This is a genomic window from Burkholderia pyrrocinia (genome assembly GCF_001028665.1).
GTDB classification, from domain to species: Bacteria; Pseudomonadota; Gammaproteobacteria; order Burkholderiales; family Burkholderiaceae; genus Burkholderia; species Burkholderia pyrrocinia.
In genome coordinates this window covers 1,958,657-1,975,202 of sequence record NZ_CP011504.1, presented here as the reverse complement: position 1 = coordinate 1,975,202, position 16,546 = coordinate 1,958,657, and the positions used below count along the sequence as shown (strand labels likewise).

Here is a 16,546-nt window from a genome sequence, read left to right as displayed (position 1 = left end):
AGACTGGCTACACGTCCGGATGCACCGGCTTTTGCTCGGTATCAGCATGACGGCCGTGTCTGCCCCTTGAAATGCGACTTCCGATTAGGCGTGATTCGATGACTTCCGGTACCGCGGCCACTCGCCACGACCTCAATACTCTCCTCGCTCTGCAACAAACGCTCAAGCGCACGACACAGGCTGAAGTCCGCTTCGATGCCGGATCGCGTGCGGCTTACGCGTCGGAGGCATCCAACTATCGCCAGGTGCCGATTGGCGTTGTCGTGCCCCGCTCGATCGATGATGTCGTCGAGATCATGCGCGCATGCGCGGCAGCCGACGTTCCCGTTCTGCCTCGTGGCGCCGGCACATCGATGTGTGGCCAATCGGTCAACCACGCCGTGATCATCGACTCATCGAAGTATCTGACGACGATCGAACAGATCGATACCGATGCCCGCATTGCGACCATCCAGCCTGGCGTCATCTGCGATCAACTGAAGAACTCCGCCGCCAAGGTTGGGCTGACCTTCGGCCCGGACCCTGCCACGCACAGCCGATGCACGCTCGGCGGGATGATCGGAAATAACTCGTGCGGCGCACATTCGGTGATGGCGGGCAAGACTGCCGAGAACATCGAATCCCTGGAGATCCTGACTTACGACGGTGAGCGCTTCTGGGTTGGTCCCACCGATGAGTCTGCATTCAATGCACACCTCGCCGCCGGCGGACGACGCGCGGAGATCGTCAACCAGCTCAAGGAACTGGTCGATCGCTACGGCGACGCGATCCGTAAAGGCTTCCCCAAGCTCAAGCGCCGAGTCTCCGGCTACAGCCTTGATCAGTTGCTGCCCGAGAACGGCTTCAACATTGCTCGCGCGCTGGTCGGCTCCGAAGGTACCTGTGCAACGGTATTGCGCGCGACGACCAAGCTGGTGACGAATCCGACCCACCGAGTGCTGGCGGTATTCGGCTTTCCGACGATTTTTGATGCGGCGGACTGCGTTCCGCAACTTCTTCCGCTCGGACCGATCGCGATGGAAGGGTTGGATACTGGCATCATTGGTGGCCTGACCGAACGCGGTCTCGCGCTCAACGACATCGCCGAACTGCCGGCCGGAAGCGCGTGGTTGATGGTCGAGTTCGGCTCGACCGACGCCAATGAATGCATCACACTCGCCGAACGCGCAGCCTCGCTTGCGTCGACGTTCTCCGGCCAGCCTGCCGTCCGCGTGGTCGCCGATTCACAGTTGATGCGTCGACTGTGGTCGATTCGTGAGATCGGCGCATCCGCAACGTCGATTGGCAACGATCCTTCCAAGCCTGATCCGGTGGTCGGCTGGGAAGACGCGGCGGTCGAACCGCATTTGCTGGGCGCATACCTGCGCGAATTCTCCGCACTCGTCGACCGGTACGGCTATACGACCAATCTCTACGGTCACTTCGGCGACGGTTGCATTCATTCGCGCATCACGTTCGACTTGCGCAATGCCGAAGGTGTTCAAACCTGGCGTCGCTTCCTTGTCGAGGCAGCCCAGCTGGTTGTCAAATACGAGGGTTCACTGTCTGGCGAGCACGGAGACGGGCAAGCGAAGGGCGAACTGCTGTCGCTGATGTACTCCCCTGAGTTGATGGAGGCATTCCGAGAGTTCAAGGCCATCTGGGATCCGCGCGGCAGGATGAATCCCGGCAAGCTCATCGATGCGATGCCCGTCGATCAGAATCTCCGCCTTGGCCCGACCTACCGACGTGTGGACCACGCCAGTCCGATGAGCTTCGGCGACAATGCGCGCCCCGACACGTTCGCACGCGCAACGGAACGCTGTATCGGTATGGGGAAATGCCGCTCGCTGGAAGGCGGCACGATGTGCCCGAGCTTCCGTGCAACACGAGAAGAGAAGTATTCAACGCGCGGTCGCGCTCGGCTCCTGTTCGAACTGCTCAAGGGAGAAGTCATCGAGGACGGCTGGCAAAGCGAGGCCGTAAAGGATTCGCTGGATCACTGTCTCGCGTGCAAAGGTTGTCGCAGCGACTGCCCCACCCATGTGGATATCGCGAAGTACAAGAGCCAGTTCCTGTACGAGTACTTCAGGAAAAAGCGGCGTCCGCTCATGGATGCCATGATCGGGCGCATCGGCACGTGGCTGCCTGTCGCCACCCACTTCAGCGGGATTGCCAACATGCTGATGCGCAACCGCGCATTCCGCAAGGTCGGCGCGAGCGCTGGTTTGGCACCCGATGTCCGCTTCCCCGCGATTGCCCGGACCAGTTTCCGAAACAGCAACACGGCTCGGTTGCTCCTTTCCGGGCGTGCACCTGACGATCGCGCCAGCCGGACTCCGGTACTGCTGTGGACCGATACATTCAACAACGGCTTTTCGCCCGAAGTACTCGAAGCCGCGGTCCGGGTTCTCGAGTCGCAGGGATTCGATGTTCGGTTGCTCCGCAAACACGTTTGCTGCGGCCGCCCGCTTTACGACTCGGGACTTCTCGACCTGGCTCGGCGCAACATCGAGGCAATCATGAAAGGTCTGTCTGACGTGATCGCCTCGCGCATCCCCGTAGTCGTTCTCGAACCCAGCTGCCTTTCCGTGTTCCGCGACGAACTTCGTGCGTTGTTCCCCAACGATGAACGGGCCAAGGCGCTTTCCGCATCCGTCAAGACGCTTGCCGAGCTGCTGCAGTCGAAGGGCGTGGATATTCCGCGATTCGACGAGGACGTCCATGTGCACGGCCACTGTCACCAGAAGGCATGTGGCGGAATGCAGGCGGAATCCCAACTGCTGAAGCAAGCGACCCATTCGGGAACTGTTCTCGCCACGGGCTGCTGCGGAATGGCCGGTGCCTACGGCTACCACACCCGCACCGCGGACATCGCGAAATCGGTTGCCGCATCCGAACTCGTTCCGGCTATCAACGCGCTCGATAACGAGGCGGTTGTCATCAGCGACGGATTCAGCTGTCGGTCGCAGATTCGCAATACGACCGGGAAGAAGGCTATTCATCTGGCGCAATGGCTGGATGAACGCGCTACCACGTCCGAAGCGGTCGCCTCATTGGAGCGCGTCGGAAAAACGGAGCAGGTATGAGTCGCAGAGCGCCCCATGCATGGCACCCGACGTGACCGAAGGAAGTGCTGCGCCAAACCTCCAATTCAGCTGTTTCTGCTTGCAGGTACATGATTTCACACGGTGTTTCCGCCGCCGTCGTTGCATAACATTGAACACATAGCCGCCACCATCTTTTACTAGGTACATCATGTCAATCTCGGCACTCATCGAATCGGACCGCAAGCACCTGATTCATCCGGTCGTCAACTATCGCGCACATGAAGCACGCGGCGCCACGATTCTCGAATCGGGCAACGGCGCTTGGCTTCGCGACGCCGACGGCAACGAACTGCTCGATGCGTTCGCGGGTCTGTGGTGTGTGAACACGGGCTATGGCCAGGAAAGCATCGTCAAGGTGGCGATGGAGCAGATGACGCGCCTGCCCTACGCGACCGGCTATTTCCATTTCGCCTCCGAACCCGCGATCGCGCTGGCCCAGCGACTGGTCGATCTGACTCCCGCATCGCTCAAGCACGTCTATTTTTCGCTCGGTGGCTCCGACGCAGTCGATTCGGCCATCCGGTTCATTACCCACTACTACAACGCAATCGGTCGCCCGACGAAGAAGCACTTCATCGCGCTCGAGCGCGGGTACCACGGATCTTCCTCGATCGGTGCAGGCCTCACTGCCATCGCCAGCTTCCATCGGAACTTCGATGTGCCGCTCGCGGTTCAACATCACATTCCGTCGCCGTATCCCTATCGCAGCGGCACGCCTGACGATCCGGCAGCAATCATTGCCGCGTCGGTCGCCGCGCTCCAGGCCAAAGTGGCAGAGATCGGCCCCAACAACGTCGCGGCCTTCTTCTGCGAGCCCGTGCAAGGATCCGGCGGAGTGATTGTGCCGCCGAAGGGCTGGTTGAAGGCAATGCGCAAGGCGTGCCGCGAACTGGACATTCTGTTCGTTGCGGACGAAGTGATCACCGCATTCGGCCGCACTGGCCCGATGTTCGCGTGTGAGGCAGAAGACGTCGAGCCCGACCTCATGACCGTTGCCAAGGGCCTCACCGCTGGCTACGCGCCCATGGGCGCCGTATTGATGTCGGATCAGGTCTACCAGGGAATCGCGGACGGCGGCAAGCGGTCCGACGCAGTCGGACACGGTCAAACCTATTCCGCACACCCCGTCAGCGCCGCCATCGGGCTTGAGGTACTTCGCCTGTATACGGAAGGTGGATTGCTCGCGAACGGTGTTGCGCAAGCGCCCCGTTTCGCTGCGGGGCTCGACAGTCTTCTCGATCATCCGCTCGTCGGCGACTCCCGACATCGCGGCCTGCTCGGCGCAGTCGAGCTCGTCTCCGACAAAGCGAATCGCACGCGCTTCGATCCGTCGCTCGATCTCGCGAATCGAATCTTCGAAGCCGCGTATCGCAACAAGATCATTTTCCGAGCATTCGGCGACAACATCCTCGGCTTCGCACCCGCCCTCTGTTTCTCGGAAGGCGATATCGAGCAAATGGTCGAGCGGGTCCGCAAGACGCTCGACGAGGTCCTGGAAAGCCCGGACGTACGCCGCGCAATGAAAGGCTAACGCCCCGTTACCGTGCTCCGCACGGATAAAAAGCAGCATATTCTCCAAAGGTATCAAGTATGGAACTGAAACTGAAACGCCAAGAACTCCTGCGCTTCCAGAACCTGATTGGCGGCGAATGGACGGATGCGGTCAATAGCGCCCGCTACCCTGTCACGGATCCGGCTACCGGCGAACTCATCGTCGAGGTTGCCAACAGCGGAAAAGCTGACGCGCGCGCGGCAACGGACGCAGCGGCGAAGGCAGCCCAGGAATGGCGTGAACGCCTGCCCCGCGAGCGAGCAGAGATTCTCCGGCGGTGGCACGGACTGATTGTCGCGAACACGGAGGACCTCGCAACAATCATGTCCATGGAACAGGGCAAGCCGATGGCGGAGAGCCTTGGCGAAGTGGCTTACGGTGCGTCCTATGTTGCCTGGTTCGCAGATGAGGCAACGCGCATCTACGGCGACATCATTCCGCAAGCACAGCGTGGCAAGCAGATGCGCGCCATCAAAGAACCCGTCGGGATCGTCGCGGCCATCACGCCGTGGAACTTCCCGCTCGCGATGATTGCGCGCAAGATTGCTCCCGCTCTGGCGGCCGGCTGTACCGTCGTCGGAAAGCCCGCCGAAGACACGCCGCTCACGGCGCTTGCTCTCGCTGCACTCGCTCAAGAAGCAGGTGTTCCCGCTGGGGTTCTCAACATGCTCAGCGCATCGCGCGATCAAGGCATCGAAGCGGTGGGCGACTGGCTGGCCGATGACCGCGTCCGTAAAATCACGTTCACGGGTTCCACGGCGGTCGGGAAGTATCTCGCCCGCGAGTCTGCCGGCACGCTCAAGAAGCTGTCACTGGAACTGGGGGGTAACGCTCCCTTCATCGTCTTCGACGATGCGGACCTCGAAGCGGCCGTCGCAGGCCTGATGGCGGCGAAGTTCCGCAATGGCGGCCAGACGTGCGTGTGCCCGAACCGGATCTACGTGCAAGCGGGCGTATTCGACAAGTTTGCCGCGCTGCTGGCGGCTCGCGTGGGCGCGCTCAAGGTCGCCCCGGCAACCGACCCGCAGGCGCAAATCGGTCCGATGATCAACACGAAGGCAATCGACAAGATCGACCGCCACGTTACCGATGCGGTTTCAAAGGGTGCCACGGTTCTGACCGGCGGCAAGCGCCTGACCGAGATCGGGCCGAACTACTACGCTCCGACGGTTATCGCGAATGCGAACAGCGAAATGCTCGTCACCTGCGAAGAGACCTTCGGGCCTGTGGCGCCGCTGTATCGTTTCGAAACCGAGGAGGAAGTCGTGCGTTTGGCAAATGACACCCCGTTCGGTCTCGCGGCTTACTTCTACACGCAAGACATGCGGCGTGCCGATCGCGTGTCGCGCCAACTCGAGGCCGGCGTTGTCGGGCTGAATGAGGGGGCGGTTGCAAGCGAAGCTGCACCGTTCGGCGGCGTCAAAGAATCGGGCTATGGTCGCGAAGGATCGAAGTACGGTCTCGACGACTATCTGTCCATCAAGTACATCTGTCAAGGCGGTCTCGAGTAACGCATTTCCGTCGACCGTGAGGCCATCGTCCCACAGGGACGATGGCCTTCTCTCTTCCTCAGTCCGAACGCCGGCCGGATGCTGACTCGCGGGTCGATTCGATGGGAGTGCTCAAGGGCGACACATATGCCATCCCGAGCAACAACTGCTTGTGGAGCAAGCCAGCGCTAACGCATGACCGAGTGAATCGATAGAGAGCCTGTCACACTAACCATCTCACGAGAGTTGACCCGTGCAAGGCAGTGGCGCTTGACCGTCTTCGCCGAGCCGGCGTGAGCTCGAGCCGCTACCCGGATTGAAGCGTCGATAAGACGCCCTGTGGCGCAGTCTGCCGACGTACTGGCTAACTGTATCGTCTACTCGTCCGATAGAAGCTTCTCGAGCGGTACGCCGTGCTTTACAAATGGCGAGCGAATCACGATGTAGCTGAAGTACTTCTCAATGCCGAGGTTACGATCGAGCAACCGCTCAATCACGTCCTGGTAGTGCCCGATGTCCTTGACGACGAATTTGAGAAGATAGTCGTATCCGCCACTCACCAAATGACATTCGGTGATTTCGTCGAAATCACGGAGATTCGCCTCGAATCGGACGAAGTCCTCGCGCCGGTGATCGTGCAACATGATTTCCGTAAATACAGACACTGTACTCGTCAGCTTCGTGACGTTTACGTGAGCGCCGTACCCAGAAATCACACCCGTGGCCTCAAGCCGTTTGACGCGTTGCAAGCATGGGCTGGCCGATAGGCCTACAGCAGCTGCGAGGTTCGCATTTGTGATGTTGCCGTTCCTCTGCAGCTCCGCGAGGATTTTGATGTCGATCCGGTCGAGTTTGGTTCGGTTACTCATATCGTGCTGGTCTCGAGTCGGCGTGCGAACCGCACTTCCTGTCGGGTTCACGAAAGTTCTTCGTGATGCGCCTTGACGAACTGTGCCATGCTGGTGAACTTGAAGTCGACCGTCGGCTCCGCAAGCGTGCGCGCCGTCGCGCCAAGTCCGCGTTGCTCGAATCGCCTGTGAATCCAGCACGAACGGATATCGAGCCGATTCGCTGGCTCGTGATCATGGTACATGCTGTCTGCGACATGCAGAATTTCATCCTTCTGCACACCGAGCGTAGTCAGCACGTCGAGCATGTATTCGAAATTTCGGTTCGACGGCTTGTAGCTGCCGACATCCTCAGCCGTCACGATGGCATCGAACGGCACGTGAAGCTTGGCGTGACTGAAAGCAAAGTTGTCGTTGTCGACGTTGGATATCACGACAAGCTTGAAGTACTTCTTCAGATACTGAAGGGTGCTTGCTGAATCCGGAAAAGCCGGCCAATCACGCACCGAACGCCCATATGCGACTGCCTGTTCGTGCGTATAACTCAGCCCCCATTCCTCGGCGAGTCTCTTGTAAACCACTTCGAGCAGCCGATTGTACGGCATGTCCGGAGTTGAGATCTGCTGGTAAGACTCGTGCCGAGCGTGCGCTTCAAGTATTTCGTCACGGGTCAATGGCTGGTCAAGTGACGAAGTCAACGACGCCAGGCCAGCAACGATGCCTGACTCCCAGTCGATCAAGGTGCCGTAACAGTCGAATGTCAGGGCCTTGAAATCGGTCAGCCGCATGAACGACTCCTTAGCTGGATATTCCGGTTCACGCGGACAATACCACGTCCGGAAATGCCTCCGCGCCAAGATCGGCGCGAAGGTGGGTCATGCCGACATGGACGCCGGCTGGTGACGCGACTGCTTACTTTTGCAGCAGCGCTTCCTGGTGCGCCTTCGCGAGTTCCGCCATGCTGTTGAAGCGGAAATTCACCGTCGGCTGCTCACCCGGGTTCATCGTCGCACCGAAGCCAGGCTGCGAGTGGCGACGATAGATCCAGCACGAAGCAAGTCCGAATGCGTTCGCAGGCTTGTGATCGTGGAACAGGCTTTCCGCAGTGTGCAGGATCTTCTCCGACTTGATGCCGCGGGCGCCGAGCTTGTCCAGCATGTATTCGAAGTTCCGCGGCGACGGCTTGTACGAGCCGACGTCCTCGGCGGTGAGGATCGCGTCGAATTCGACCTGAAGCTTCGCGTTGCTGTACGTGAAGCTGTCGTTGTCAATGTTCGAGAGAATCACGAGCTTGTAGTACTTCTTCAGGTACTGCAGCGCGCCCGGCGAATCCTCGAACGCCGGCCAGTTTTGCACCGACTTGCCGTATGCCACGCACTCTTCGTGCGTGAACGGCACGCCCCATTCCTCTGCCAGGCGCTTGTACACGATCGGGAGCAGGTCCTGATAGCGTTTCGCCGGCGTGTAGAGCTGCTGCGACGACTCGTGACGTGCATGCGCCTCGAGCACCTGATCGCGCGTCAGCGCCGGTTTGACGCGCTCCAGCAGGGAGCGCAGCCCCTCGAAGATGCCGGTTTCCCAGTCGATCAGCGTGCCGTAGCAGTCGAACGTCAAAGTATCGAAGTCGGTCAGTTTCACGGTACTCCTCCTGTTGGTTAGTGAGTAAGACATAGTCTATTGAGCCTGCTCAGTAACCGTTACTTATGTTGGCCCCGGCGTCAGCACTCTCTGTTGCCTGAAAATGCTCGATCAGCAGAATCTGCTGCTGCGTTATGCGCGAGGTAGCAGGCGGGCTTGAAACTGCCCACGTCACCGCTCCCTATCGTCCTGACGAGCCAGCCCGACTGGAATGCGAGCTCAATAACCCAATGATCTTGAAAGAAAATTACCCAATCGCGGGTAGCTGGATTCCTCAGGCACTCATGCAGACCACATACGCCCCAAGGGAGGCCAGTGCACGCCACGGTAACGGTGGATCGGGGACGGCAGACCGTCTCGGGAACAGTCGCGTCCCGTTGTTAGGCTTCAGGACGCGCGACCGACGGCTGTGCGGCAAATCCCCCGCTAAGTCTCAAATGGGTATGCTGTACCGGCGGCGACCCAGCGTCTCGAAGATGTGCTGGTCAGCTAATCGAATTCTCGGACTTGTCGAGAATGGACGGCTCCGTGATCGAGATCGTGTCCACGCCGACCGCCGCCGGTACTCAAAGGCCCTGTTTCGCGCTCCGCGCGACGAACGCTCGCTACTGACGGATCTGGTTCAACTTGCCGTCGACGATCTTGTAGAGCGTAACCGGCGCGTTAACCCATTCACCAGACGAGTCGAAACGTACCGTCCCGACGAGCGTCGAGAAAGCATCCTTCTTCAACAGCGGAACGAATTTCTCGGGGTCTGTCGAGTTGGCTCGCTTCATGGCATCGGCAACGAGCATCGTGGCGGAGTAAAAGGCGGGTGAGTAGATGTCGGCTTTGCCACCAAACTCCTTGGTGTAACGAGCAGCGAACTCCGGGCCCTTCGCAAGCTGCTCGAGCGGCAAACCGCCTTGAGCGCAATAGCCCCGCCCGTCCAGTGCGCCGCCGGCCAGCTTGGGCAGTTCGACCGAGCAGATCCCATCGCCGCCAAGGATCGGAGCATCGAACGCAAGTTGCCGCGACTGGCGGCCGACGGTCGCTGCTTGCGCGTAGTAGCCGCCATAGAAGACCGCGTCCGGCTTCGTTCCCTTGATCTTGTTCAGGATCGCAGTAAAGTCGACCGATTTATCGGTCGCGAACTCGCGAGTCGTGACAGTCATCCCCAGCTTCTTCGCCGTTGCCACGAAAACATCCGCGACGCCCGATCCGTACGCGGTCCGGTCGTCAATCACCGCGACCTTCTTCGCCTTGAGCTGGTCGTGTGCGAACTCAGCCATCCGCGCGCCCATCACGTTGTCGTTCGCTGCCAGGCGAAAAACGTACGGCAGGCCGGCCGCCGTGATGGCCGGATTCGAGGCGGCGCCGGTAATTACCGGAATGTGCGCGTTGTTATAGATGCTGTCGGCAGGGATCATCACGCCGGAGTTGTAGTGCCCAATCACGGCCTTGACGCCCGAATCGACGAGCTTCTGGGCAATCGACATCCCGGTCTTGGGATCCGCTTGATCGTCTTCCGAGAGCAACTCGAACTTGACGGGTTGTCCGTTGATCTTGAGGTTCGAGGCGTTGAGGTCGTCGATCGCCAGCCTCACACCGCGCTCGTTATCCTTCCCGAACAGCGCCTGCGCACCGGTCAGCTGTCAAACGCATTTGAAATCTGAGCCACTTCGCGCCTGATCGCGCAAAGTAAAACTGAGCCAGTCGTTACTTCTTCGATGTCGGGACGTGCCCGGCTTTGCGTTGCTGTTTCAGTCTGTAGCTGTCTCCTTTGATCTGGATGATGTGGGCATGGTGGAGGATGCGGTCGAGCATCGCTGCAGTGAGGGTGGTGTTGCCGCCGAAGGTTTCGTCCCACTGCGCAAACGGCAGGTTGCTGGTCAGGATCATCGAGCCACGCTCGTAGCGCTTGGCGACGATCTGGAAGAAGTGACTGGCCTGATCGCCCGAGAGCGGTAGATAGCCGATCTCATCGACGATGAGCAGCCTCGGGCCGAGAATGTTGTGCCGAAGAACGGCGTCGTATCGCTCCTGTCGGCGTGCAGCCTCGAGCTGTAACATCAGATCCGCCGCCGTGATGAACTTCGTCTTGATGCCGGCCTGCGTCGCTGCATATCCGATGGCGATCGCGAGGTGCGTCTTGCCCACGCCCGACGGACCAAGCAACACGGCGTTCTCGCCTCGCTCGATGAAGCGTAGCGTGGCAAGCTCGTCGATTGCCTCGCGCGGGGCCCCGACGGCGAAGCTGTAGTCGTAGTCATCCAGTGTCTTGATGGCGGGAAACCCGGCCATGCGCACCAGTGTTTGCCGCGAACGAACTTGCCTCGTCTCTCGTTCGTGCGCGAGCGCGTTCTCGAGGAAGTCGAGGAAACTCCATTGCTTGGCCGCCGCGTCGCTGGCCAGAGCGACGTATCGGTGCATGAGTCCCTCGAGCTTCAGGCTTTGGCAGTGCCCGTCGATGCGTTCCTGCTGCAAGTTCATGCGCGCACCTCGGTCAGTAATTGCTGGTAGACGGACAACGGGTGCTGGATCGACATCGCGGGATCAACGCGCGGCCGAGCGACGGCGCGAGCCGGCAATCGGGACAATGTGTAGCCAGGCATATCGAGCAAGCAAGCCCGTTCTCGTTGCTCCAACAGAATCGCGGGTGCCTGCCCGGTAACCGGATGCACGCGCTGGTTGGCCACGTCGCGCAGCCATTTACTCACCTCGACGTTCGCAGTCGCGGCATCGAGCATCAAGCCGGATTGTTTAAGCTGGCTTGCCAGCGGCACATAGAAATTGCCGCGCAGATAGCGGTGGAATCGCTCGACCTTGCCCTTGGTCTGCGCGCGGTACGGTTGGCACAATCTGGGCAGGAAGCCGTACCGCTTGGCCAGATCGAGCAGGCCGGCGTGCCAGCGATGTTGGCCGTCGCCATAAGCATCGCGCTCGACAACGATGGTCTTGGCGTTGTCGTAAAGGATCTCGCGAGGAATGCCACCCAAGGCTTCGAACAGCGCATGATGACAGGCAACCAGCGTCTCGGCGCGTTCATCGGTGGTGAAGCGTGCCCAGCGCCAACGACTGAAGCCGAGCGTGGCGGTGAAGGCGTAAAGCGGGTCGGTGCCTCGTCGGAAGACAACGAAATCGCACTGCATCTGCCGACCGGGCTCGGTCTCGAACCTTACGACTGGATCGGGCTTCGGCATGGGCTTATGCGTGTTCATGAAAGCCTGCAGGCTTCGCAGTTGGCCCTCGTAGCCGCGCGCCCGCAACTCGCGCAGCAGCGCCGGCGCTGCGATGGTCTCCGGTGCTGCGGCCCTCATGCGCTCGATGATGTACGCCTCGAACGCTCCGAGCTTGGTTGGCCGCGGTTCACGCGGCTTGTAGCGCGGCACTTCCTCAGCCGACAGGTACCGCGCCACCGTGTTGCGAGAAATGCCCAGGCGCCGCGCGATCTCGCGCTCCGATACGCCTTGGGCTTTGAGCACATGGATTTGCATCCACTGTTCCTTCTGGAGCATCGCCAGCCTTTGCGCGCAAAAGGCTGACTGTACTGAAAGGTGGCTTAGATTTACTTCGCGCGAAGTGGCTCATTATTACTTTGCGCCCAACACAGCGGGCCTGCCACGCCGATCTTGACCACTTCTGCATGCGCTGCGACGGCAAATGCGAGCGCCGACAGTGCAAATACGGATTTGAGTTGCATTTTCATTAGCTACCTCACCTCATCAAGGGAAAGCTGGCTCACGCGCCTCCTTTCCTGACATGGCTGAGGTCGCATCGTCCAGCGGCTCCGAGCATAGGTAGCCAATTTCGGCGAACCATCCTCTACGACATATGAAAACCGGGGAAGCTTTCGGTATCGCATGTAGCAACACGCGACGCGGTGGAAATTGTCAGTTGAATCGAGATGACCGGACTGACACCGCGATGGCGTCCACACCGCGTGCAAACCTACCCAGCTCTTCGAATCCGGGCGGAGAACAGGCCTCGAAGCTAGCGAGGCGATGGTGGCGACGCGGCGCCGGATGCTTCAATCCGGTCCACGTGAGCCAATGTCTTGCGCCACAGACTGCAATACGCTTCTGTTGTCATATATGCGGCATGGGCGGTCATCGTGACGTTGGGCTGTGAACGTAACCAGTCTCCGGACGGTAGTGGTTCTTCGTCAAACACATCGACGGAAGCGTAGCCGATCTGCCCGCTGGCCAGCCCGCCCCGGAAGGCAAGGTGATCGAGAATAGCGGCCCGCGCTGTATTGACGAGGAGGAAGCCCCGCTTCGGCAACGACAGCAGTTCGCGGTCAAGGAAACCGCGAGTCTGCTCATTCAGGGTAACGTGGACGGTCACAACCTCAGCGCCCTGCAGCACTTGTCGGATGTCCGGGCAGTAGAAGCTGACGTTGCGTGCGGTTCGATTCCAGCCGGATACCTGCATGCCGATCGCTTCGGCAAGCTGCGCAACAGCCGTCCCGATTCCACCAAGACCAATTACGGCAAGACGCTTGCCCTGCAACTGCATCCCCGACAGCGGTGCCCATTGACCAAGCCGAATGTCACGGTCCATATCGGCCACTCGCCGAGCGCCGGCGAACATCAGCGCGATGGTATGTTCCGCCACCGCACGGTCGGCATATTCCGACACGGTCGAAACCGAGATTCCGGCCCGTTCGGCGAGTTCCAGATTGACGTAGCTCGCCGCGCCCGTTCCCATAAAGACGATCTCGCGCAGCGAGGTGTTGTTGATCAGAACCTCGTCCGGAATCGCCGTATGCTCGACCAGAACGATGGCCGCTCCCCTGCACCATTCCGAGATCTGACGGCTATCGAATGAGCCGTCCCGTATCTCCATGCCTTCGGGAATCCGCAAACCCTGAGCGTCGATCACCGCGCGCAGGTCAGCAGTACAGTCGAGAAATACCTTCTTCATTGCAAAATCGCCGCCTTGCGTGTGTTCGACTGGATACGCCGCATGAGGATCGCGATGCCATAGCCTGTAGAGCTCTGCGCCGCCACGGACACCGCTGGCAGTACCCGTGGCGCTCGAAGCAAACCGCTCCGCGCGTCGCGATGCGTGCTTCGACCGGGTTCCCTCATCGGGAACTCACAGATACCCGTACGGGTGCGGGCAAGTCTTCCCGCTTCCGACGCGCCTGATTCAGCCAGGACGCCGCAACGACGATCGTCGCCAATGCCCCGGTTGCGGCAACCTCCATTCTTTGTGCATCTCGGAGCAGCATCGCGATCAGCAAGCCGCAAATGAACACGATGACGAGCCACGTCAACCACGGGAAGCACCACATCTTCAGCTGGATGCGCGCGCCGCCCGCCTCGAGCGTCTCACGCATCCTCAGTTGCGACACTGCAATCACGAGATAGACCAACAACGCGATAGCACCCGATGTCGCGAGGAGAAAGTTGAACACGTAGTCCGGCATCAGATAGTTCGCGATCACCGTGAGAAACCCGAATGCGGTGGACGCGAACACTGCCGCGCGCGGCGTACCAGCGGCATCCGTTTTGCGCAAAAACGCAGGCGCGTCCCCTCGCTTGGATAACGAGAAGATCATCCGTGAGGCGGTGTACAACGCGGAGTTCAGACAGCTCGCGACCGACACGAGAACAACGATGTCGATGATTGCCTTGGCATGCGGAATACCGATCAATTCCATTGCGCGCTGGTATGACCCGTGCGAAGACAGCAGAGCGTCGTTCCACGGCACGATCGACGTGACAACCAGAATGGAGCCCAGATAGAACAGCGAAATCCGCCAGATCACCGAGTTGGTCGCGCGTACGATTTGGTTCTGCGGGTCGTCTGATTCGGCCGCTGCGATGGTGACGATCTCGGTCCCCATGAAAGAGAACATCACCGTGAGCATCGCTGCGAATACCGCGCCGATCCCGTTCGGCATAAAGCCGCCATTGTTGAAGAGACGCGCTGCGCCAGATACGTTCGAGTGCGGGAAAATTCCCACAATCGCCGCGGCACCGATGCATAAAAACACGATAATCGCAACAACCTTGATCAGCGCAAACCAGAACTCGAACTCGCCGTAGTTTTTGACCGAGAACAGATTGGTGACGGTCAGTACGGTCGTGATACCAAGAGCAAAGATCCACGTCGCAACAGAGGGAAACCACGCGTTCAGGATCGTTGCAGCTGCCGTCGCCTCGATTGGGATCACGAGCACCCAGAACCACCAGTACAGCCAGCCGATCGTAAAGCCCGCCCAATGGCCGATGGCTCGATCTGCATAGGTCGAGAACGATCCGCTGTCTGGTTGAGCCGTGGCCATCTCGCCCAACATTCTCATCACGAGGACAATGAGGGCGCCGGTAATCGCGTAGGCAATGACTGCCGCCGGTCCCGCGGACGCGATTGCGTGGCCCGAGCCGACGAACAATCCTGCGCCGATCACACCGGCAATCGACATCATGGTGACATGACGCTGCTTGAGGCCATTGCTCAGCCCCGACTCTGTTCTTACTTCCATGTCTCCTCCAATAGCGACGTACCCTGATCCTGAATCTCCAACTGTCGATGATCTCGCAGGGTATGCGGTGTCAGTGCCAGACCCAGTACCTTGAGCACGTTCGAAACCACGTTCCGTACGGCATCTGCACGCGAAGAGCCGTTAAGACGGAGACGAACGAACTGCGTGCCTCGAGATCATCGAGAGAGTCCATCTTAGGAATGACAGAATTTGGCCGATACCTACTCAAAATAGGAATGGACCACTGAATCGTCCTGTCAAAGATTTACATCAGGATGTGCGGAAATCCGGTACATCGAATCGCCGACCACAGGCGCATACGGCAGCCGTTGATACAGCGGGATATCGATCGGACAGATCGTCAGCAGAAAATGTTGCACCTCAGTGACGAACGCTCCGCCTCAGTTCGGCAGGCTGATCACCTGCTGTTCGTCCTCGAGCAGTTGCGTCAGCGATCTCCTAAAAAAGTTCGCGACGTACTTCGCGAAGGAGTCGCGGTGAAGTACCCTATGCCAAAGATTCTGGTTCCGGCAGGGGGCGTAGACGCATAGCCGGCGGACGCTTCGAGGTGCGGCGTGCGCTGTACATGGCGACGCTCACCGCGACTCGCTTCAACCCGGCCATTCGTGCCTTTTACGAACGTCTGGTGGCCGCTGGCAAACTCAGGAAGATGGCCTTGATCGCCTGTATGCGAAAACTCATCCCCCACCTCAATGCCATCGTCCGTACCCACCTAAATTCTCAAAATATAGCCCTCTCAGCTTGACACTCAACTCGCTTACTCAGGTCACGTTGAAATGACCCAGTTCCAGACCTTCATCTATGCATGCCAATTCAGCGGTCAACGCCTGAGCGTTCGATTCGACGAAAAATCGTTATGGCCGTGTGTAAATTACGTGGCGCGACTCTTTGAAAAAAAACGCTCACAATTCGAAAAGGCACTGAAGTATTTGCGGCTCAATCGTGAAATTGACGGGACCGTTGATATGATTGAAGTTAAATTAAAATCAGCGACGTTCGATCTATTATTGAATCACCGTGCAGCAATTTCACTCGGGTACTATCTGAATCTTGGATGCGTCCCTCCCTTCAGGACGTGGTGCTCGTAAAGGCTACCAGGATTAGCCGTCACGCGAGCCGACAGTATGCCCGCAAGAGGCCTTCCAGCGATAGCTGCGTAAGAGCGGTCAGACGAGCCTGGCAGGCGGAATCGCTGGCACACGCAAGGTTGCAAATATTACGATTCACCAATTCCCGACATATTAACCAATCCAATATCTTAAGGCAGAGCAATACTTTGCAGGTTGCCACACCAGAGGCAACATCACTCCTACTTTGATCCGTCATCTTACCGATCACGAAGTACGATATCGCCACCACAAGCCCATAAGTCTGAAAAAGAGCGCCTGCGGTTATCACAAATTGGCAATTCGATACGTACCCGAGTAATTCTTCGG

The 16,546-nt window shown here is 59.3% G+C and carries 12 protein-coding genes and 1 pseudogene; 4 read left to right on the top strand and 9 right to left on the bottom strand.

The genetic code is table 11. The features are described from left to right. The first annotated feature begins 98 nt into the window (after positions 1-98). The 3 genes from ABD05_RS25010 (at position 99) to ABD05_RS25000 (ending at position 6,152) form a co-directional block, all read left to right on the top strand. Positions 99-3,068, top strand: a complete 2,970-nt coding sequence (locus tag ABD05_RS25010; protein ID WP_047902706.1) for an FAD-binding and (Fe-S)-binding domain-containing protein — start codon at positions 99-101, stop codon at positions 3,066-3,068. Between the two features lie 169 nt (positions 3,069-3,237). Further along, the gene (locus ABD05_RS25005) at positions 3,238-4,620 is read left to right on the top strand and encodes an aspartate aminotransferase family protein (RefSeq protein ID WP_047902705.1); all 1,383 of its coding nucleotides are present in this window, start codon (positions 3,238-3,240) and stop codon (positions 4,618-4,620) included. A 59-nt stretch (positions 4,621-4,679) separates the two neighbouring features. Beyond that, positions 4,680-6,152: an NAD-dependent succinate-semialdehyde dehydrogenase gene (locus ABD05_RS25000; RefSeq protein WP_047902704.1), complete on the top strand. Its 1,473-nt coding sequence runs from the start codon at positions 4,680-4,682 to the stop codon at positions 6,150-6,152. Between the two features lie 356 nt (positions 6,153-6,508). Here the strand turns inward: ABD05_RS25000 and ABD05_RS24995 are convergent, their stop codons facing one another. The 9 genes from ABD05_RS24995 to gabP form a co-directional block, all read right to left on the bottom strand. Continuing rightward, the gene (locus tag ABD05_RS24995; protein ID WP_047902703.1) at positions 6,509-7,000 is read right to left on the bottom strand and encodes an Lrp/AsnC family transcriptional regulator; all 492 of its coding nucleotides are present in this window, start codon (positions 6,998-7,000) and stop codon (positions 6,509-6,511) included. Between the two features lie 47 nt (positions 7,001-7,047). After that, entirely contained in the window at positions 7,048-7,767 is a 720-nt protein-coding gene (locus ABD05_RS24990; RefSeq protein WP_047902702.1) for a haloacid dehalogenase type II, read from the bottom strand. A gap of 124 nt (positions 7,768-7,891) precedes the next feature. After that, complete coding sequence (locus ABD05_RS24985) at positions 7,892-8,617, bottom strand: haloacid dehalogenase type II (protein WP_047902701.1); 726 nt, start codon at positions 8,615-8,617, stop codon at positions 7,892-7,894. Positions 8,618-9,222: 605 nt separating this feature from the next. Next, positions 9,223-10,203 (bottom strand): branched-chain amino acid ABC transporter substrate-binding protein, encoded by a 981-nt coding sequence (locus ABD05_RS24980; RefSeq protein ID WP_238594119.1) that lies wholly within the window; start codon positions 10,201-10,203, stop codon positions 9,223-9,225. Positions 10,204-10,315: 112 nt separating this feature from the next. After that, positions 10,316-11,089 (bottom strand): IS21-like element ISBcen13 family helper ATPase IstB, encoded by a 774-nt coding sequence (gene istB / locus ABD05_RS24975; protein WP_047898708.1) that lies wholly within the window; start codon positions 11,087-11,089, stop codon positions 10,316-10,318. After that, complete coding sequence (istA, locus tag ABD05_RS24970) at positions 11,086-12,114, bottom strand: IS21 family transposase (protein ID WP_047902700.1); 1,029 nt, start codon at positions 12,112-12,114, stop codon at positions 11,086-11,088. The genes istB and istA overlap by 4 nt, the downstream gene beginning before the upstream one ends. Positions 12,115-12,164: 50 nt before the next feature. Further along, positions 12,165-12,305, bottom strand: a complete 141-nt coding sequence (locus ABD05_RS38390) for a hypothetical protein (protein ID WP_158361663.1) — start codon at positions 12,303-12,305, stop codon at positions 12,165-12,167. A 284-nt stretch (positions 12,306-12,589) separates the two neighbouring features. Continuing rightward, positions 12,590-13,522: an NAD(P)-dependent oxidoreductase gene (locus ABD05_RS24965; protein ID WP_047902699.1), complete on the bottom strand. Its 933-nt coding sequence runs from the start codon at positions 13,520-13,522 to the stop codon at positions 12,590-12,592. A gap of 163 nt (positions 13,523-13,685) precedes the next feature. Beyond that, positions 13,686-15,089, bottom strand: coding sequence for a GABA permease (gabP, locus tag ABD05_RS24960; protein WP_047902698.1), 1,404 nt, complete (start codon positions 15,087-15,089; stop codon positions 13,686-13,688). Positions 15,090-15,591: 502 nt separating this feature from the next. Between gabP and ABD05_RS24955 the strand changes: the two are divergent. Beyond that, positions 15,592-15,855, top strand: a pseudogene (locus ABD05_RS24955) (transposase); the annotation flags it as partial. Between the last annotated feature and the right edge of the window lie 691 nt (positions 15,856-16,546).